The following is an 18,630-nucleotide window of genomic DNA, read 5'->3' as shown; positions in this document are numbered from 1 at the left end:
CGACGCTCGGATGCCGCGGGCGAACGCCGCCCGCGGCATCCGAGCGCACACGGCCGCTGGTCTAGAATCGGCAGGTCATGACTGCCACCTACGACTGCTCGGTCGACTCCCAGCTGCTCACCGGCATGCGACTCGCGCGGGCGGCCGTCGGTCGCGGCGAACTCGTCGTGCTGCCGACCGACACGGTCTACGGCGTCGCCGCCGACGCGTTCAACGCGAACGCCGTCGGCCGGCTGCTCGAGGCGAAGGGCCGCGAGCGCACGTCGCCGCCGCCCGTGCTCATCCCGGGCCTGCCGACGCTCGACGCCCTCGCGACCGACGTACCCTCGGCCGTGCGCGACCTCGTCGCCGAGTTCTGGCCCGGCGGGCTCACCGTGATCCTGCGCGCGCAGCCGTCGCTGCAGTGGGATCTCGGCGAGACCCGCGGCACGGTCGCCCTGCGCATGCCCGCGAACCCGATCGCGCTCGAGCTCCTCGCCGAGACGGGCCCCCTCGCGGTCTCGTCGGCGAACCTCTCGGGCATGCCCTCGGCGAAGACGGCCGCGAGCGCGCTCGAGATGCTCGGCGAGTCGGTGGCGGTGTACCTCGACGGCGGCGAGGCGGGCACCGGCTACGAGGCCATCGGCGAACGGCCCGGCGACACCTCGTCGACGATCGTCGACGCGACGGGCCTCACGGAGTCGGGGGGCGTGCTGCGCATCGTGCGCGCCGGCGTCATCTCGCGCGAGCGCATCGCCGCGGTCGTGGGGGAGGAGCTGCTCGCACCCGAGGCATCCGACCCGGGCGAGGCATCCGACCCGGCCGTCGAGGAGGCGACCGCCGCAGGCGAGGCGACCGCCGCAGGCGAGGCGACCGCCGCAGGCGAGCCCACCGGCGACGAGTCGACCGACAGTGCGGAGACGACCGCGACGGCGGCCGACGAAGCGGGTCCCGCCGCCTCATGACCCTCTTCCTGTCGCTCGCGCTGCTCGCCGCGCTCGTCACGTTCGGCGGGTCGATCCTCGTCTGGAAGCTGAGCCACAAGTACCGGCTCTACCCGAAGATCCGCGAGCGCGACGTGCACACCCGGCCGACGCCCCGGCTCGGCGGCATCGCGATGTTCATCGGCATCCTCGTGGCGATCGGCGCAGCGGCGTTCGTGTCGACCCTCGGCATCCAGCGCTTCGCGAACGTCGCGATCATCTTCCAGAGCCCGGCGCAGATGCTCGCGATCCTCGGCGCGGCGCTGCTCATCGTGCTGATCGGCGTCGCCGACGACATCTGGGACCTCGACTGGACCACGAAGCTCGCCGGCCAGTTCATCGCCGCCGGCCTCATCGCCTGGCAGGGCGTGTCGATCGTGTCGCTGCCGATCGCAGGCATCACGCTCATCCCGTCGTGGGTGAGCGCGACGCTCACGGTCTTCACGATCGTGCTCGTGATGAACGCCGTCAACTTCATCGACGGCCTCGACGGCCTCGTCGCCGGCGTCTCGCTCATCGCCAACGGCGTGTTCTTCCTCTACACGTACCTGCTCGTGCAGCAGACCTCGCCCCTCAACTACTTCAACCTCGCTTCGTTGCTCGCCGTCGTGATCGTGGGTGCGTGCGCCGGCTTCCTGCCGCTCAACTGGCACCCCGCGAAGCTCTTCATGGGCGACGCCGGCGCGCTGCTCATCGGCCTGCTCATGGCGACCTCGGCGATCGCCGTGACCGGCCAGATCAACCCGGTCGGCGTCGGCTTCAGCGAGCTGTTCGCCGCGTTCATGCCGATCATCCTGCCGTTCGTCGTGCTCATCATCCCGCTGCTCGACTTCGGCATGGCGGTGATCCGGCGCCTGCGCGCGGGCAAGTCGCCCTTCGCCGCCGACCGCAAGCACCTGCACCACCGACTGCTCGACATGGGCCACTCGCACCTCAACGCCGTGCTCATCCTGTACGGCTGGACGGCGGTCGCGTCGGTCGGATGCCTCCTCACCTACGTGCTGCCGGTGTACTTCCACCTCAGCACGTGGTGGGCCTTCGTGTTCCTCGGCGTCGGATTCCTGGCGTGCACGATCATCACGCTCGCCCCGCTCGGCCGGCGCAAGCGCCTCACCGTCGCAGCGGAGGAGCGCCCGTCGGCCGCGGCGCCCGTCGGCGCGCCGGCCGAGGCCGCCGGCGCCGACGAACTCGCAGCTTCGCCCTCGGTAGAATCGGGCGACCCCTCGACTGGAGCATGATGACCGGCGCACGCCGCGAATCGGCCGACCGCAGCCCCGACCCGGGCACTGGAGCATGATGACCGACGAACGCCGCGAATCGGCCGACCGCACCCCCACCTCGAACCCCGTCCTGAAGCGCGCTCTCGCGTGGGGAGGGGTGCTCGCGGCCGTCATCCTCGTCGTGAGCGCCGTACTCGGCCTCGTCTTCGCGGGCTTGCCCGGGCTCTGGGGCGCGCTCATCGGAACGGTCATGGCCGTGGTGTTCATGGGCATCACCGCGGCGAGCATCCTGCTCGCGAACCGCTTCGCCGGCAGCGACCTCTTCGTGGGCGCGTTCTTCGGGATCGTGCTCGGCGGCTGGCTCCTGAAGTTCATCGTCTTCATCGTGCTCGTCGTCGTGCTGCGCGACGCCGAATGGCTCGATACGACCGTGCTGTTCCTCAGCCTCGTGGCCGGTGTGCTGGCCTCGCTCGTGGTCGACGTGCTCGTCGTCGCGAAGTCCCGCCTGCCCTACGCGAGCGACGTCGAACTGCCCAAGGCGCCCGACGACGAATAACCTTCGATCGCGAATTCGTCTGCTCGTAGAAGTCTTGCTAGAGTATTCCCGATCCCCCACGGTTTTCGCCGGGTTCAGGCCTGTGTGAAATCCGTTTCCGATGTTCGTCGTCGCGAGAGCCCTGCTCCACGCCCCGAAACAGGAGATAGCGCTGCTAGCACACGCTCTGAACCTGCTGGTTCCGACTGCCACCGAAGACGGTGAGTTCCACGGTCCGTCGATCGAGGAGTTCTTCCCCGGTCCGCTCCTGTTCGAGGACACGGCCTTCGAGATCAACCGCATCATCCTGGTTCGCTGGGTCGCGGTCATCGCCCTCTTCCTCGTCTTCTGGCTCGGCACCCGCCGCATGAAGATCGTCCCGGGTCGCTTCCAGAGCCTCGTCGAGATGGGCCTCGACATGGTGCGCGTGAACATCGCGGACGACCTGCTCGGCAAGAAGGACGGCAAGCGGTTCCTGCCGATCCTCACGACCATGTTCTTCATGATCCTGTTCATGAACCTGACAGGCGTCATCCCGGGCCTCAACATCGCGGGCACCTCGGTCATCGGCGTTCCGCTCGTGCTCGCGATCGTCGCGTACATCACGTTCATCTACGCAGGCGTCAAGAAGAGCCCCAAGAACTTCTTCAAGAACTCGCTCTTCCCCGCGGGCGTGCCGTGGCCGGTGTACATCATCGTCACGCCGATCGAGTTCATCTCGACCTTCATCATCCGCCCGATCACGCTGACGCTCCGACTCATGATGAACATGATCGTCGGCCACCTGCTGCTCGTGCTCTTCTTCGCGGCCACGCAGTTCTTCGTCTTCCAGCTCAGCGGCTGGTGGACCCTCCTCGGCGCCGGCACCCTGGCCTTCGGACTCGCGTTCACGCTGTTCGAAGTCCTCGTCGCCGTCCTGCAGGCCTACGTCTTCGCACTTCTCACCGCGGTCTACATCCAGCTCGCGGTCGCAGAAGAGCACTGAGCCGGGCGCCCGCCCGAAACATCCCTAGGAAAGGAAACCCAACGTGGACGCAACCACCGTTCTCGCCGAGATCAACGGCAACATCGCGACGGTCGGCTACGGCCTCGCGGCGATCGGCCCGGCCATCGGCGTCGGCATCGTCGTCGGCAAGACGATCGAGGGCGTGGCCCGCCAGCCCGAGCTCGCCGGCCGCCTGCAGGTTCTGATGTGGATCGGTATCGCCTTCACCGAGGCGCTCGCCTTCATCGGTATCGCGACCTACTTCATCTTCGTCTGATCCAACCGCCGCAACTGAGGAGGCCAATGTGCTTCATGCAGTACTGAGCGCTGCAACCGAGGGTGGCGAGACGCACAGCCCGGTCATCCCGGAGCTGTACGACATCCTCTGGTCGACGGTCTGCTTCGTCATCATCCTCTTCTTCTTCTGGAAGTACGTGCTGCCGCGCGTCCAGAAGCTGCTCGACGAGCGTGCTGAGGCGATCGAAGGCAACATCGCGAAGGCCGACGAGGCCCAGCGCAAGGCCGAGGCGGCCCTCGAGGAGTACACCGCCCAGCTCGCCGACGCGCGCACCGAGGCGGGTCGCATCCGCGAGACCGCCCGCGAGGACGGCAAGAAGATCGTCGCCGAGGCGAAGGACACCGCCGTGGCCGAGGCCGCGCGGGTCACCGCGAGCGCCCAGGCGCAGATCGAGGCCGAGCGCCAGAGCGCGCTCGTCTCGCTCCGCTCCGAGGTCGGCACGCTGGCGATCGACCTGGCATCGGGCGTCATCGGCGAGTCGCTCTCCGACGACGCGAAGGCGACGGCCGTCGTCGATCGCTTCCTCGCCGACCTGGAGGCCTCCGAGGCCGCCGCCGGAGGGAAGAAGTAACCCATGGGTAGCGCTACGAGAGAGGCCCTGGCCGGGTCGCGGGCTGCGCTCGCCGAGCTCGGCCGGGCCGAACTTCCCGTCGCCGAGGGCCTCCTCGCCGCCGGCCGGGTGATCGGTGCGTCTGCGCAGCTGCGAACGGCGCTCACCGACGCCGAGGCCGACGTCGCGCAGAAGCGCACGCTCGTCGAGCGCGTCTTCGGGCAGCAGCTGCCGGCCGAGTCGGTCGCGCTGCTCGTCACCGCCGCGACGCGTCGCTGGTCGTCGGGCGAGGACTTCCTCGCCGGCATCGAAGACCTCGGTTACCGCGTCGCGGCCGACTCCGCCGCGAAGGGCGTCGACATCGACGCCGAGCTCTTCGCATTCGACCGCACGGTCGCGAGCGACTCCGAGCTCGAGCTCGCGCTCGGCTCGAAGCTCAGCGCGACCGAGGCGAAGGTGAAGCTCGTCGACCGCCTGCTCGGCGGCAAGGCTGCGCCGCAGACCGTCGCGATCGTGCGCCACATCGTCGAACAGCCCCGCGGCCGTCGCATCGGCGAGGCGCTGCGGCACGCGGCATCCGTCGTGGCCGACCAGCGCGGCTTCGACGTCGCGACCGTGACGAGCGCGATCCCGCTCTCGGCCGACCAGCTCGGCCGGCTCGAGCAGGGCCTCGCGGCGCAGGCCGGGCGGCCCATCCGCTTCGACACGATCGTCGACCCCGCCCTCATCGGCGGAGTCCGCATCCAGATCGGCGACGACGTCATCGACGGCAGCGTCGCCAGCCGCCTCGGCTCGCTGAGGCAGAAGCTTGCCGGCTGACGCCGGTTGACACCACGACCGGCGTTCAGCGCCGCCACACATAGAAGCTGCAACCGGGGCACCTGACGCCCGGCCCAGAAAAGGAAATGGCAATGGCAGAACTCTCCATCAGCCCCGACGAGATCCGTTCGGCTCTCTCGGAGTTCGTCTCGTCGTACGAGCCGGGCCAGGCGCAGAAGACCGAGGTCGGATACGTCACCGACGCCGCCGACGGCATCGCCCACGTCGGCGGGCTCCCGTCGGTCATGGCGAACGAGCTCGTCCGCTTCGCGGACGGCACGCTCGGCCTCGCGCTGAACCTCGAGGAAGACGAGATCGGCGTCGTCGTGCTCGGCGAGTTCACCGGCATCGAAGAGGGCATGGAGGTGACCCGCACGGGCGAGGTCCTCTCGGTGCCCGTCGGCGAGGGCTACCTCGGCCGCGTCGTCGACCCGCTCGGCAACCCGATCGACGGCCTCGGCGAGATCACCGGCATCGAGGGTCGTCGTGCGCTCGAGCTCCAGGCGCCCGGCGTCATGCAGCGCAAGAGCGTGCACGAGCCGCTCCAGACCGGCATCAAGGCGATCGACGCCATGATCCCCGTCGGCCGCGGCCAGCGCCAGCTCATCATCGGCGACCGCCAGACCGGCAAGACCGCGATCGCGATCGACACGATCATCAACCAGAAGGCGAACTGGGACTCGGGCGACCCGAACAAGCAGGTCCGCTGCATCTACGTCGCGATCGGCCAGAAGGGTTCGACCATCGCCTCGGTGAAGGGCGCCCTCGAAGACGCCGGCGCGATGGAGTACACCACCATCGTCGCCGCTCCGGCCTCCGACCCGGCCGGCTTCAAGTACCTCGCGCCGTACACCGGCTCGGCCATCGGCCAGCACTGGATGTACGACTCCAAGCACGTCCTCATCATCTTCGACGACCTGTCGAAGCAGGCCGAGGCCTACCGTGCCGTTTCGCTCCTCCTCCGCCGCCCGCCGGGCCGCGAGGCGTACCCCGGCGACGTCTTCTACCTGCACTCGCGCCTCCTCGAGCGTTGCGCGAAGCTCTCCGACGAGCTCGGCGCGGGCTCGATGACGGGTCTCCCGATCATCGAGACGAAGGCGAACGACGTCTCGGCGTACATCCCGACCAACGTGATCTCGATCACCGACGGCCAGATCTTCCTCCAGTCCGACCTCTTCAACGCGAACCAGCGCCCGGCCGTCGACGTCGGCATCTCGGTCTCGCGAGTCGGCGGTGACGCGCAGGTCAAGTCGATCAAGTCGGTGTCGGGCACGCTGAAGCTCGAGCTGGCCCAGTACCGGTCGCTCGAGGCGTTCGCGATGTTCGCGTCCGACCTCGACGCCGCGAGCCGTCGCCAGCTCGCCCGCGGCGCGCGCCTGACCGAGCTGCTCAAGCAGCCGCAGTACTCGCCGTACCCCGTCGAGGACCAGGTCGTCTCGATCTGGGCCGGCACGAAGGGACACCTCGACGAGGTCCCGGTCGAGGACATCCTGCGCTTCGAGGCGGAGTTCCTCGACTACCTGCGCCGCAACACCGACGTGCTCGACGTGCTGCGCGAGACCAACAAGCTCGAGGACGAGACCATCTCGAAGCTCGAGTCGTCGGTCGGGACCTTCAAGAGCGAGTTCCAGACCGGCGAGGGCAAGCCGCTCGCCTCGGTCGGGTCCGAGCAGTTCGAGGCCATCGCCGCCGAAGACGTCAACCAGGAGAAGATCGTCAAGGGTCGTCGCTGAGGCGATCCGGGCGAACTGAACCACTGACGTAGGGATACAGGAGAGACATGGGAGCGCAACTTCGGGTCTACCGGCAGAAGATCAAGTCTGCCCAGACGACGAAGAAGATCACCAAGGCGATGGAGCTCATCGCCGCCTCGCGCATCCAGAAGGCGCAGGCGAGGGTGGCGGCTTCGACGCCGTACTCGCGGGCGATCACGCGTGCCGTCTCGGCCGTGGCGACGTACTCGAACGTCGACCACGTGCTGACGACCGAGCCCGAGAAGATCGAGCGCGCGGCGATCGTGATCCTCACGAGCGACCGCGGCCTCGCCGGTGCGTTCAACTCGCAGGTCCTGCGCGAGGCGGAGGAGCTCGCCGAGCTCCTCCGCTCGCAGGGCAAGGAGGTCGTGTACTTCCTCGTCGGACGCAAGGCGGTCGGGTACTTCCAGTTCCGCCACCGCGAGTTCGAGCAGGACTGGGTCGGCCAGAGCGAGAACCCCGAGTTCGAGCTCGCGAAGGAGATCGCCGACGCGGTGCTCGAGTCGTTCCTGCGTGACGCGGCGGACGGCGGCGTCGACGAGATCCACGTCGTCTACAACACCTTCGTCAGCATGATGACGCAGACCCCCACGGTCGTGCGCCTCCTGCCGCTCGAGGTCGTCGAAGGCGTCGAAGAGCCCGACTCGACCGTGCAGCCGCTGTACGAGTTCGAGCCCGACGTCGAGACCGTGCTCGACGGCCTGCTTCCGGTGTACATCGAGAGCCGCATCTTCAACGCACTCCTGCAGTCGGCCGCCGCCAAGCACGCGGCGACGCAGAAGGCGATGAAGTCGGCCTCCGACAACGCCGACAAGCTCATCACCGACTACACCCGCCTGGCGAACAACGCGCGCCAGGCCGAGATCACGCAGCAGATCTCCGAGATCGTGGGCGGCGCGGACGCGCTCGTCGCCGCCAAGTAGCAATCCAGAAAGAGTGAGCAGAATGACTGACACCATCGACATGGTCGCTGACCAGGCCGTCGCCGTCGGCCGCATCGCCCGAGTGACCGGCCCCGTCGTCGACATCGAGTTCCCGCACGACTCGATCCCCGACATCTACAACGCCCTCCAGACCGAGGTCACCATCGGCGGTGAGACTTCGACGCTGACGCTCGAGGTCGCCCAGCACCTCGGCGACGACGTCGTGCGCGCCATCGCCCTCAAGCCGACCGACGGCCTCGTCCGCGGCCAGGAGGTGCGCGACACCGGAGCCCCGATCTCGGTGCCCGTCGGCGACGTCACCAAGGGCAAGGTCTTCAACGTGATCGGCGAGGTGCTGAACCTCGAGCCCGGCGAGACCATCGAGGTCACCGAGCGCTGGCCGATCCACCGCAAGCCCCCGGCCTTCGACCAGCTCGAGTCGAAGACGCAGCTCTTCGAGACCGGCATCAAGTCGATCGACCTCCTCACCCCGTACGTGCAGGGTGGAAAGATCGGCCTCTTCGGTGGCGCGGGCGTCGGCAAGACCGTCCTCATTCAGGAGATGATCCAGCGCGTCGCGCAGGACCACGGCGGTGTGTCGGTGTTCGCCGGCGTCGGCGAGCGCACGCGTGAGGGCAACGACCTCATCCACGAGATGGAGGAGGCGGGCGTCTTCGACAAGACCGCCCTCGTCTTCGGCCAGATGGACGAGCCGCCGGGGACGCGTCTGCGCGTCGCCCTCTCGGCCCTCACCATGGCCGAGTACTTCCGCGACGTCCAGAAGCAGGACGTGCTCCTCTTCATCGACAACATCTTCCGCTTCACGCAGGCGGGCTCCGAGGTGTCGACCCTGCTCGGCCGCATGCCGTCCGCCGTGGGCTACCAGCCGAACCTCGCGGACGAGATGGGCATCCTGCAGGAGCGCATCACCTCGACCCGTGGTCACTCGATCACCTCGCTGCAGGCGATCTACGTGCCCGCCGACGACTACACCGACCCGGCGCCGGCCACCACGTTCGCCCACCTCGACGCGACGACCGAGCTCTCGCGTGAGATCGCCTCGAAGGGTCTGTACCCCGCGATCGACCCGCTGACCTCGACGTCGCGCATCATGGACCCGCGGTACCTGGGCGCCGACCACTACCGCGTCGCGACCACGGTCAAGCAGATCCTCCAGAAGAACAAGGAGCTGCAGGAGATCATCGCGATCCTCGGTGTCGACGAGCTCTCCGAAGAGGACAAGATCACCGTGGCCCGCGCGCGCCGCATCCAGCAGTTCCTCTCGCAGAACACCTACATGGCGAAGAAGTTCACGGGTGTCGAGGGTTCGACCGTGCCGCTCAAGGACACGATCGAGTCGTTCGACGCGATCGCCCGCGGTGACTTCGACCACGTCGCGGAGCAGGCGTTCTTCAACGTCGGCCCGATCTCCGACGTGGAGGAGAAGTGGGCGCAGATCCAGAAGGAGAACGGCTGAGCATGGCCGCCCTCAATGTGAGCGTCGTCTCGGCCGACCGCGAAGTGTGGTCGGGCGAGGCCGCCATGGTGGTCGCGAAGACCGTCGAAGGCGAGATCGGCATCCTCCCGGGGCACGAGCCGATGCTCGCGATCCTCGCGAGCGGCGAGGTGCGCGTCACCCTGCCGGGCGGTGAGAAGATCACCGCCTCCGCCGAGGACGGCTTCCTCTCGGTCCAGTCCGATCAGGTGCAGGTCGTCGCGTCCCGCGCCGACCTCGCCTGAGGGGGAACGGATGCCGGGGGAGCAGCCGTTCGACCGCCAGTTCGGTGACCTGAGCGTCACCCAGCTCATCGTCATGGCCGGGCTGCCGGGCGCGGGCAAGTCGACGATCGCGCAGATCGTCGGCGCCCGCCTCGGCGCCACGGTCGTGTCGGTCGACCCGATCGAGTCGGCCATCCTCAAGGCGGGCATCGACGCCGACCAGCCGACCGGCCTGGCCGCGTATCTCGTCGCCGAGGAGATCGCCGAGAAGGAGCTCGACTCCGGCCGCACGGTCATCGTCGACGCGGTGAACGCCGCCGAGGCCGCGCGCCTGCAGTGGCGCGATCTCGCCGCGCGCACCGATGCCCGGCTCCGGGTGATCGAGGTCGTCTGCTCCGACGAGGCGCTGCATCGGGCCCGACTCGAGAAGCGCGAGCGCGGCCTGCCGCACCTCGAGGAGACGACTTGGCGTGCCGTCGAGCAGAGCCTCGAGGGCTACGCGGCGTGGACCGGACCCTCGTCGGCGCTGCCCCGCGTCACGATCGACAGCGTCGAGTCGCTCGGCACGAACGTCGACGCCGCGCTCGCCTTCATCGGCTCGTAGTGCTGCTGCTCCTCCCGCCGTCCGAGACCAAGCGCGACGGCGGCTCAGGCGGGCCGTTGTCGATCGACGCGCTCTCGTTCGACGGTCTTCGCGCACCGCGCGAGCAGCTGACCGGTGCGGTCGTCGACCTCGCGGGCGATCACGACGCGATGATGCGGGCCCTCAAGCTCGGTCCGCGCCAGGCCGCCGAGGTCGCGCGCAATCGCGAACTCACCACGGCACCCACGATGGCGGCGATCGACCGCTACACGGGCGTGCTCTTCGACGCCCTCGACGCGCCCTCGCTCGACGACGCGGCCCGGGAGTTCGCCGGCCGGACGGTGCTCGTGCACTCCGCGCTCTTCGGGCTCGTCGGTGCGCTCGACCCGATCCCCGCCTACCGGCTCTCGCACGACTCGCGGGTGCCCGGCGTACGACTCAAGGCGTTCTGGCGCGATCACCTCGCGGACGTGCTCGACCGCGAGCCCGGCCTGATCGTCGATCTCCGGTCGGAGGGCTACGCAGAGCTCGGTCCGGCGCCGGGCCGCGCTGACAGCGTGTACGTGCGCGTCGTCTCGATCGACGGCGATGGCCGCAAGCGCGCCCTCAACCACTTCAACAAGCAGGCCAAGGGCCGCTTCACGCGGGCGGTGCTCGAGCGGCGACCCGAACTCGAGACGGTCGACGACCTCGTCGACTGGGCCGGCACCGCCGGCTTCTCGATGCGACTCGGCGAGCAGCGCAGCGGGGCGTCGCCGCGGGAGGTCGAGCTCGTCGCCTGAGTCGCCGGCCGGGAGACGCGACGCCAGCGTCGTCTCGTGGACGGACCGCTGGGCCCGGTCGAAGCCGACCGGGCCCAGCGGGTTCTGAGGGAGAGCTCAGACCGACGGCGTCTCAGTTGCCGTAGAGGGCGACGACGCCCGCACGGTCGCTGCTCGTCATCGACAGGTCGTCGGACGAGCCGTTGCACTGCGGGTAGTGCATGATCGAGGCCGAGTCGTACGGCGTCAGCGGGCGCCAGTTGTTGTCCTCGAAGCACGTGCCCGACTCGGGGCGCGTGTGCTCGTGCCGGAAGCCGAGGGTGTGACCGAGCTCGTGGCCCAGGATGTTGGTCGGCGTCCACGAGCCCGAGCTCCAGATCGAGTCGTCGATGAGCACGTTCTGCTGGCGGTCGGGTGAACTCGGGAAGAACGCGCGCGCGATGTACTGCGAGGTCTGCACCGGCTCGACCGAGAAGAGGACCGCCTTGTTGCGCGTCGTGCACTGGCCGTCGGCGCTGGGCACGTACACGAAGTTCACCTTCGACGACGCGGCCTCCCAGAGGCCGGCCCCGCCGGCCATCGCCGCGACGACGTCGTCGTGACGCGTGCCGAACTTCGTGCTGACGCAGTACGTGAGGTTGCCGACCTGCGAGGCCGACCACTTGTCGTCGGCGCCGTTGACGGTGTTGACGATGAGTCCGTCGGTCGGCGTCTCGGGACCGACGAGCACGTCGTAGAACGACTGGAGGCCGCCCTGGTTCGAGATCAGCTCGTCGCCGTTGACGACGTAGCCGCCGTCCACGTCGCGATAGGTCGAAGCCGCGAACTCCTGGTAGGAGGGAACGGCGGAGTCATCGACCGGGGTCGCGCCGGCAGCCGGGATGACCGTGCCGACGGTGAGCGCGGCTGCCGCGGTGGCGGCGAGCGCGAGTGTTCTCGTGAATCGCATGCAGTGCTCCTTCTGAATGAGCGATCACCGCCCACCGGATCGGCGAGCGGACTCGGATCCGCGGGACGGGCGTCGTTGCCCGTCCCGTCGTCCCCCGAAGTGGGCTCAACGTAGCCTGTGCGAATTGGCGGTGTCAAGCAGATCCGGAGGCGCATTCTGCGCTCTGTACACCTGATTCAGGTGTCGCTATGATGCCTCGCGCGGTGGCAACCGGCGACGTGGTCGTCGACCATTCCGGCGGCCTGCATGAGTGCGTACATCGTCGTCGGTCCGACGAAGGCGAAGCCGCGGCGACGGAGTTCGCGGCTCATCGCGACCGACTCGGACGTCGTCGCCGGGACCTCGGCGAACGAGGCCGGCGGCGTCGCTCGGGGAGGCGGTGCGAACCCCCAGAGCAACTCGTCGAGCGGGCGCTCGAGCGCGAGAGCGGCGCGCGCGTTCGTGATCGTCGCGCGGATCTTGCCGCGGTGACGGATGATGCGGGCGTCCCCGAGGAGGCGCTCCACGTCGTCGTCGGTCATCTCGGCCACGCGTACCGGGTCGAACCCGTGGAAGACCTCGCGGAACGCCTCGCGGCGGCGCAGGATCGTGATCCACGAGAGTCCGGCCTGGAAGCCCTCGAGGCAGACCTTCTCGTAGAGGCGCACTGGGTCGTGCTGGGGCGTACCCCACTCCTCGTCGTGGTAGCGCCGGTACTCGGGGTCGCTCGCACCCCAGGCGCAACGTGCGCGGCCGTCGTCGCCGATGACGACGTCGGGCCGGGGGACCACGCTCACGCGGCGAAGCCGATCTGCTCGTGGCCGAGCAGCCAGAGCTTGGTGGGGATGCCCTGGCCGGCTGAATATCCTGTGATGCGGCCGTCGGAGGCGAGCACGCGGTGGCAGCCCACGAGGATCGGGACGGGGTTCGCGCCGACCGCGCCACCGATCGCACGGGAGGCCTTCGGGCGGCCGACGGCGGCGGCGAGCGACGCGTACGAGGTCGCCTCGCCCCAGCCGAGTCGGGAGAGCTCTCGCCACACCGACTCCTGGAACGGCGTGCCGTGCCAGCGGACGGGCACGTCGAAGCCCGTGCGGGTACCGGCGAAGTACTCGCCGAGCTCGACCCGCGCCTGTTCGAGCACGGCGTTGCTGCGCTCGGGCTCGCCGTCGTGGGGGAGTGCGCCGTCGTGCTCGATCGAGAGCGCGGTGACGGCGTCATCGTCGGCGACGACCTCGAGTCGGCCGATCGGGCTGTCGAGGCGGATGAGATGGTCGTTGGTCATGCGTCGAGCGTAGCCGCGGCCTCCGTCATCGGCTCGCGGGATTCGGACACGTGGGAGCATCCTCCGATGACGTCGCCTGTCGAGGAGGAGTGGGCCGGCCGCTCTCCACAGGCGAACCGCATCGCACCGAACGTCGCACGGGCGGATTCGGCCCTCCCGGGCGGCCAGGGTCGGGTCATGACCACGATCATCCGCGCCGGTTCGGCGCAAGAGTTCCTCGCCCTCGTGCCGTCCATCGCGGGATTCCACCCCACGCGCTCGATCGTCTGCGTCGCGTTCGACGGCCGGCGAACGGTCGGCGTGCTCCGGCACGACCTGCCGCGGCGCGCTCGAGACCGGAGCGCGCTCGTCGCCGCGATCGTCTCGACGCTCTGCCGGATGCCCGGCGTCGACGCGATCGCGCCGGTCGTGTACTGCGACGCGACGTTCGCCGAGCGGGGCGATGCGCCCGAACGTCGACTCGTCGACCTGCTCCGTCGCCGCGCGGGCGAGGCGGGCTTCGACCTCCGCGACGCCCTGTGCGTCGCGCGCGACGGCTGGGGGTCGTACCTCGACGCCGAGCTCCCGCCCGGCGGCCGGCCGCTCGACGACCTGGTCGGGCCCCGGCTGCCCGGCCCGGGTCTCGACGAACCGGCCGATTCGCCGACGGCCTCGGCCCGGATCCCCGAGTCCGACGAGCGGCGTGCCCGGGCGATCCGGCGGGAGCTGCGGCGGATCGAGCGGGCCGACGCGGGCGACGCCGTCTTCCGGGCGCTGGGCGACGACGTCGACCCGGTCGAGCTCGTCGAACGACTGCTCTCGGCGGAGGAGCCGTCGGCGCTCCGGCGGGCCTGGTTCCTGCACCTCGCCTCGCGCCCGGTGTTCCGCGACGGCATGATGCTGCAGTTCGGCTTCGGCCCGGTCGTCGGCGCAGCCGCCCACGACGACGCCGTCGACCTGGCCGAGCGCGCCGAGTCGCAGGGCGAGTCGGTCGACGCGCTCGTACGACGCGAGCTCGCGGCCGACGCTGCGGGCCTCGGCGTGAGCGAGTTCCTCTCGCGGCTCATGCTCGGCCGCACGAGCCTGCGCCCCGATCGAGACCGCCTCGAGCGAGGCCTCGACGTGGTGCGCGCGGCGGTCGCCGATGCGCCGCCCGGCCGTCGCTCGGGACCGCTCTGCATCAGCGCCTGGCTCTGCTGGGCCCTCGGTCGAGGCTCGGCGGCGGGGGCCCTGCTCGACCTGGCGCTCGCCGACGACGCGGGCTGCACGATGGCGAGCCTGCTCGAGCAGTACCTCGGCAGCGGCGCGCTTCCCGACTGGGCGTTCCACCGCCCCGACGGCGTGGGCGAGCGGTGAGTGCCGGAGACGACGAACCCGGTGCCGGCTCGTGACGAGCCGGCACCGGGTTCGGGGAACCGCGGTGCGATCAGAGGCGGTTGGATGCCTCGGTGAGCACGCTCCGCAGGATCTGCTCGATCTCCTGGAACTCGGGCACGCCGATCGTGAGCGGCGGCGAGAGCTGGATCACGGGGTCGCCGCGGTCGTCGGCGCGGCAGTACAGCCCCGCATCGAACAGCGCCGTCGAGAGGAAGCCGCGGAGCAGGCGCTCCGACTCGTCCTCGTTGAACGTCTCGCGCGTCGCCTTGTCCTTCACGAGTTCCACGGCGAAGAAGTAGCCCGCACCGCGCACGTCGCCGACGATCGGCAGGTCGCTGAGCTTCTCGAGCTCGGCGCGGAAGAGCGGCGAGTTCTCGCGCACGTGCTCGAGCAGGTGCTCCTCCTCGAAGATGTCGAGGTTCTCGAGCGCGACGGCTGCCGAGACGGGGTGGCCCGCCCAGGTGTAGCCGTGGTAGAAGGTCGTGTCGCCCTTCGAGAACGGCTCGTAGACGCGCTCGTTGATGATCGTCGCGCCCATCGGGGCGTAGCCCGAGGTCATGGCCTTCGCACAGGTGATCATGTCGGGCACGTAGCCGTACTCGTCGCACGCGAACATGTGGCCGATGCGGCCGAACGCGCAGATGACCTCGTCGGAGACGAGCAGCACGTCGTACTTGTCGCAGATCTCGCGGACGCGCTGGAAGTAGCCGGGGGGCGGCGGGAAGCAGCCGCCCGAGTTCTGCACCGGCTCGAGGAAGACGGCCGCGACGGTGTCGGGGTCCTCCATGAGGATCTGCTCCTCGATGCGGTTCGCCGCCCAGATGCCGAACGCCTCTTCGCTCTCGGTCGGTGCGCCCATGTCGGCGGCGCGGTAGAAGTTCGTGTTCGGTACGCGGAGGCCGCCGGGCGTGATCGGCTCGAACGGCGCCTTGATCGGCAGGCCGGTCACGGCGAGCGCGCCCTGGGGGGTGCCGTGGTAGGCGAGGGCGCGCGAGATGACCTTGTACTTGGTCGGCTTGCCCATGAGCTTCCAGTAGTTCTTCGCGAGCTTGTAGGCGGTCTCGACCGCCTCGCCGCCGCCGGTGGAGAAGAACACGTGGTTGAGGTCGCCGGGCGCGTAGTCGGCGAGGCGGTCGGCGAGCTCGATCGCCTTCGGGTGGGCGTACGACCAGATCGGGAAGAACGCGAGCTCCTCGGCCTGCTTGGCACCGGCCTGGGCGAGCCGCTTGCGGCCGTGGCCGGCGTTCACGACGAAGAGGCCGGCGAGCCCGTCGATGTAGCTCTTGCCGTTGATGTCGAAGACGCGGTGGCCCTCGCCACGGGTGATGATCGGCACGCCCGAGGTCTCCATCGTGGACTGCCGGGCGAAGTGCATCCAGAGATGGTCCTTCGCCTGTTGCTGCAGTGCAGCGTTGTCGTAGACCGTGTCGGTCATGATCTTCCCTTCTTAGCGAGTGCCCCAGTTGTAGAACTGCTTCTGGAGCTTGAGGTAGACGAACGTCTCGGTCGCGTGCACGCCGTCGAGGCTGCGGATGCGCGCGTTCAACAGGGAGATGAGCTCCTCGTCGTTCTCGCAGACCACCTCGGCGAGCAGGTCGAAGCTGCCCGCGGTGAGCACGACGTAGTCGATCTCGGGGATGTCGGCCAACTGCTCGGCCAGCACCCGCGTGTCGCCGGAGGCGCGGATGCCGATCATCGCCTGCCGGGTGAAACCGAGCTGCATCGGGTCGGTGACCGCGACGATCTGCATCACGCCGGACTCGGTCAGTCGCTGCACGCGCTGGCGCACGGCGGCCTCGGAGAGGCCCACCGCCTTGCCGATGTCGGCGTACGACCGGCGGCCATCGGCCTGCAGCTGCTCGATGATCGCCTTCGACACCTCGTCGAGCTGCACGGGTCGATGCCCGTTGGAACGACCTGCGTTCGTCATGGCTCGATTGTGACAGTGAAGAATGCCGCTGGCAAGTGATTCCGTAGGATGTGGTGCCATTCACAACTGATTCCATGGTCAAGTTGCGTCTTCGCTGAGCATTTCGGGTTCGGGCTGCTCGTGGAAGACTGGACGACATGCCACGAGGGACGGTGTCGAGCCACGCGATCCCGGGCGCCGATGCCTGGGACGCGATCGTCGGCGAGCGCTTCATCGTGATCCTCGCGGCGCCCGCACCCGACGAGGTGCTCGCGGGGCTCGCGTCCGTCGCGGGCGATCGCGCGCTCGGGCTCGAGCAGCTCGTCGCGAAGATCCCCGCCCGCCTCGACGCCGACGATCGCGATTTCGCGCTCGTCTGGTGGCCCGACGACGAGCCCGGCGAGGTGACCGCGGTCGCGCGCGGACGCGCGGTCGTCGACCTCGAGTCGCCGGGGGGCAGCCGGCGTTTCGACGCGCGCGGCATCAGGCCGTGGCACCTGGCGGAGTTCCACGACGTGTCGGGCGTGCGGCTCACGGGCGAGGCATCCCCCCTCGCGCCCGTGACGGGCGGTACGCGCATCGTGCATGCGAGGGCGAGCCTGCGCGCATCGGCCGTCGAATGGCTGCCCGTGGCCGCCGGCGAGGGCGGCACGGAACCGGGGGACGTCGGCCCGGCGCTCGACGACGACACGGTGCTCGCGGCTCCGGGCGGTGCGACGGACGAACCCGACCTCGAGAGCCCCGCCACGACCTCGCCGCTGCCGCTCGTCCGCATCGCCGGAGGCGAGCCGTTCGTGCCCGAGGGGTCGGTGCTCATCGGCCGGAGGCCGGGGGCGCCGCGCATCCCAGGTGCGAACGGCGCCCCGCGCCTCATCGCCGTCGACTCGCCCGGCCGGATCGTCTCCTCGACCCACCTCGAGCTCCGGGTCGAGGGGGCACGGCTCGTCGCGAGCGACCTGCGCTCGACGAACGGCACGACCGTCATCGGGGCCCGGGCGCCGCGGCGCCTGCGTGCGGGGGAGTCGATCGTCGTCGTGCCGGGCATGAGCCTCGATCTCGGAGACGATACGATCATCGAGATCCTCCCACCCCCAGGAGCCGATCACCCGACGCGAGACAGGCCGGACACGTGACGCAGATAGGCAACGGCAACGCGCGCCATCGGGTCTCGCTGCCCGACGGCACCGAGATCACGCTCGCGTGGGCCGCCATCACCGACACCGGCCTGCGGCGCGAGGTCAACGAAGACAGCTTCGTCGCCCAGGCTCCCGTCTTCGCGGTCGCCGACGGCATGGGCGGGCACGCAGCGGGCGACTTCGCGAGCGCCGCCGTCGTGACCCGGCTCGCCGAGCACGGCGGCAAGCCCGTCATCGGCACGGCCGAGATCGACGCGTCGCTGCACCGCGCCGTGCAGGACATGGGGCGGGGTGCCGGGGTCACCGACGAGGGCAGCGGAACGACCGTGACGGGCGCCGCGCTCGGCATGATCTCGGGCGAGCCCGCCTGGATCGTGTTCAACATCGGCGACTCGCGGGTCTACCGGCTCGTCGGCGGCGTGCTCGAGCAGCTCACGGTCGACCACTCGATCGTGCAGGAGCTCGTCGACGCCGGCCAGATCACGCGCGAAGAGGCCGACACCCACCCGCACTCGAACGTCATCACGCGTGCGGTCGGCTTCCACGAGGCGCCGATCCCCGACTACCGTGCGATCGCCGTCGAAGAGGGCATGCGGCTGCTCGTCTGCTCCGACGGCCTCACGAAGGAGCTGACGTCGTACGGCATCCGCCACTTCCTCGTCGCGAACCCGAAGGCCGACCGGGCGGCGAACCAGCTCGTCGACGCCGCGCTCGGCAACGGCGGCCGCGACAACGTGACGGTCGTCGTGATCGACGTCGTGAAGGTCGTGCCGGCCGAGCCGGAGCCCGACGACCACGACGACGAGAACGGCGAGATCGCGCGGGCCTGAGGCCCCGCGTCGGCGCCGCCGGCGCGACCTACAATGGGGGTCAGCGGGCCCACGTCGGCACCGAGACCCTGCCGAGC

The 18,630-nt window shown here is 69.6% G+C and carries 21 protein-coding genes; 16 read left to right on the top strand and 5 right to left on the bottom strand.

Annotation, left to right across the window (positions count from 1 at the left end):
• Window positions 1-77 precede the first annotated feature (77 nt).
• From AC3RJ6_RS15765 to AC3RJ6_RS15705, 13 genes are all read left to right on the top strand, one after another.
• Window positions 78-944: an L-threonylcarbamoyladenylate synthase gene (locus AC3RJ6_RS15765; RefSeq protein ID WP_491428052.1), complete on the top strand. Its 867-nt coding sequence runs from the start codon at window positions 78-80 to the stop codon at window positions 942-944.
• Entirely contained in the window at window positions 941-2,200 is a 1,260-nt protein-coding gene (locus tag AC3RJ6_RS15760) for an MraY family glycosyltransferase (RefSeq protein ID WP_491428051.1), read from the top strand. The genes AC3RJ6_RS15765 and AC3RJ6_RS15760 overlap by 4 nt, the downstream gene beginning before the upstream one ends.
• A gap of 58 nt (window positions 2,201-2,258) precedes the next feature.
• On the top strand, window positions 2,259-2,738 hold the full coding sequence (locus AC3RJ6_RS15755) for a Cg1360 family ATP-synthase-associated protein (RefSeq protein ID WP_491428050.1): 480 nt from the start codon (window positions 2,259-2,261) through the stop codon (window positions 2,736-2,738).
• 166 nt (window positions 2,739-2,904) lie between these two features.
• Window positions 2,905-3,702 (top strand): F0F1 ATP synthase subunit A, encoded by a 798-nt coding sequence (atpB, locus tag AC3RJ6_RS15750; protein ID WP_491428341.1) that lies wholly within the window; start codon window positions 2,905-2,907, stop codon window positions 3,700-3,702.
• A 43-nt stretch (window positions 3,703-3,745) separates the two neighbouring features.
• Window positions 3,746-3,979 (top strand): ATP synthase F0 subunit C, encoded by a 234-nt coding sequence (gene atpE / locus AC3RJ6_RS15745; RefSeq protein ID WP_022888426.1) that lies wholly within the window; start codon window positions 3,746-3,748, stop codon window positions 3,977-3,979.
• A gap of 28 nt (window positions 3,980-4,007) precedes the next feature.
• On the top strand, window positions 4,008-4,571 hold the full coding sequence (locus AC3RJ6_RS15740; protein ID WP_491428048.1) for a F0F1 ATP synthase subunit B: 564 nt from the start codon (window positions 4,008-4,010) through the stop codon (window positions 4,569-4,571).
• A 3-nt stretch (window positions 4,572-4,574) separates the two neighbouring features.
• Entirely contained in the window at window positions 4,575-5,369 is a 795-nt protein-coding gene (locus tag AC3RJ6_RS15735; protein ID WP_491428047.1) for a F0F1 ATP synthase subunit delta, read from the top strand.
• A gap of 92 nt (window positions 5,370-5,461) precedes the next feature.
• Window positions 5,462-7,102, top strand: a complete 1,641-nt coding sequence (gene atpA / locus AC3RJ6_RS15730; RefSeq protein WP_491428045.1) for a F0F1 ATP synthase subunit alpha — start codon at window positions 5,462-5,464, stop codon at window positions 7,100-7,102.
• Window positions 7,103-7,149: 47 nt separating this feature from the next.
• On the top strand, window positions 7,150-8,046 hold the full coding sequence (locus AC3RJ6_RS15725; RefSeq protein ID WP_491428044.1) for a F0F1 ATP synthase subunit gamma: 897 nt from the start codon (window positions 7,150-7,152) through the stop codon (window positions 8,044-8,046).
• Window positions 8,047-8,068: 22 nt separating this feature from the next.
• Window positions 8,069-9,523 carry a F0F1 ATP synthase subunit beta gene (gene atpD, locus AC3RJ6_RS15720; RefSeq protein ID WP_491428043.1) on the top strand — a complete coding sequence of 485 codons (1,455 nt, stop codon included), beginning with the start codon at window positions 8,069-8,071 and terminating at the stop codon, window positions 9,521-9,523.
• A 2-nt stretch (window positions 9,524-9,525) separates the two neighbouring features.
• Window positions 9,526-9,786 (top strand): F0F1 ATP synthase subunit epsilon, encoded by a 261-nt coding sequence (locus AC3RJ6_RS15715; protein ID WP_491428042.1) that lies wholly within the window; start codon window positions 9,526-9,528, stop codon window positions 9,784-9,786.
• 10 nt (window positions 9,787-9,796) lie between these two features.
• Entirely contained in the window at window positions 9,797-10,369 is a 573-nt protein-coding gene (locus AC3RJ6_RS15710) for a P-loop nucleotide/nucleoside kinase family protein (RefSeq protein WP_491428041.1), read from the top strand.
• The gene (locus AC3RJ6_RS15705) at window positions 10,369-11,130 is read left to right on the top strand and encodes a YaaA family protein (RefSeq protein ID WP_491428040.1); all 762 of its coding nucleotides are present in this window, start codon (window positions 10,369-10,371) and stop codon (window positions 11,128-11,130) included. The genes AC3RJ6_RS15710 and AC3RJ6_RS15705 overlap by 1 nt, the downstream gene beginning before the upstream one ends.
• A 112-nt stretch (window positions 11,131-11,242) precedes the next feature.
• Here the strand turns inward: AC3RJ6_RS15705 and AC3RJ6_RS15700 are convergent, their stop codons facing one another.
• From AC3RJ6_RS15700 to AC3RJ6_RS15690, 3 genes are all read right to left on the bottom strand, one after another.
• On the bottom strand, window positions 11,243-12,058 hold the full coding sequence (locus tag AC3RJ6_RS15700) for a M57 family metalloprotease (protein WP_491428039.1): 816 nt from the start codon (window positions 12,056-12,058) through the stop codon (window positions 11,243-11,245).
• Window positions 12,059-12,234: 176 nt separating this feature from the next.
• On the bottom strand, window positions 12,235-12,834 hold the full coding sequence (locus AC3RJ6_RS15695; protein WP_491428038.1) for a DNA-3-methyladenine glycosylase I: 600 nt from the start codon (window positions 12,832-12,834) through the stop codon (window positions 12,235-12,237).
• The gene (locus AC3RJ6_RS15690) at window positions 12,831-13,322 is read right to left on the bottom strand and encodes a methylated-DNA--[protein]-cysteine S-methyltransferase (protein WP_491428036.1); all 492 of its coding nucleotides are present in this window, start codon (window positions 13,320-13,322) and stop codon (window positions 12,831-12,833) included. The genes AC3RJ6_RS15695 and AC3RJ6_RS15690 overlap by 4 nt, the downstream gene beginning before the upstream one ends.
• A gap of 177 nt (window positions 13,323-13,499) precedes the next feature.
• On the opposite strand from AC3RJ6_RS15690, the gene AC3RJ6_RS15685 reads away from it, so the two are divergent.
• Complete coding sequence (locus AC3RJ6_RS15685; RefSeq protein ID WP_491428035.1) at window positions 13,500-14,657, top strand: DUF4192 family protein; 1,158 nt, start codon at window positions 13,500-13,502, stop codon at window positions 14,655-14,657.
• 70 nt (window positions 14,658-14,727) lie between these two features.
• Here the strand turns inward: AC3RJ6_RS15685 and AC3RJ6_RS15680 are convergent, their stop codons facing one another.
• Window positions 14,728-16,113, bottom strand: coding sequence for an aspartate aminotransferase family protein (locus AC3RJ6_RS15680; protein ID WP_491428034.1), 1,386 nt, complete (start codon window positions 16,111-16,113; stop codon window positions 14,728-14,730).
• Window positions 16,114-16,125: 12 nt separating this feature from the next.
• The gene (locus AC3RJ6_RS15675; protein ID WP_491428033.1) at window positions 16,126-16,608 is read right to left on the bottom strand and encodes an Lrp/AsnC family transcriptional regulator; all 483 of its coding nucleotides are present in this window, start codon (window positions 16,606-16,608) and stop codon (window positions 16,126-16,128) included.
• A gap of 137 nt (window positions 16,609-16,745) precedes the next feature.
• On the opposite strand from AC3RJ6_RS15675, the gene AC3RJ6_RS15670 reads away from it, so the two are divergent.
• Together AC3RJ6_RS15670 and AC3RJ6_RS15665 are read left to right on the top strand one after the other, a co-directional pair.
• The gene (locus AC3RJ6_RS15670; RefSeq protein WP_491428032.1) at window positions 16,746-17,720 is read left to right on the top strand and encodes an FHA domain-containing protein; all 975 of its coding nucleotides are present in this window, start codon (window positions 16,746-16,748) and stop codon (window positions 17,718-17,720) included.
• Complete coding sequence (locus tag AC3RJ6_RS15665) at window positions 17,717-18,553, top strand: PP2C family protein-serine/threonine phosphatase (protein WP_491428031.1); 837 nt, start codon at window positions 17,717-17,719, stop codon at window positions 18,551-18,553. Before AC3RJ6_RS15670 ends, AC3RJ6_RS15665 begins: the two co-directional genes overlap by 4 nt.
• Window positions 18,554-18,630: the final 77 nt, after the last annotated feature.

Source organism: Agromyces cucurbitae (assembly GCF_058349945.1).
Note: the sequence above shows the minus strand (reverse complement) of the source record. Positions and strands in the feature narration are given on the sequence as shown.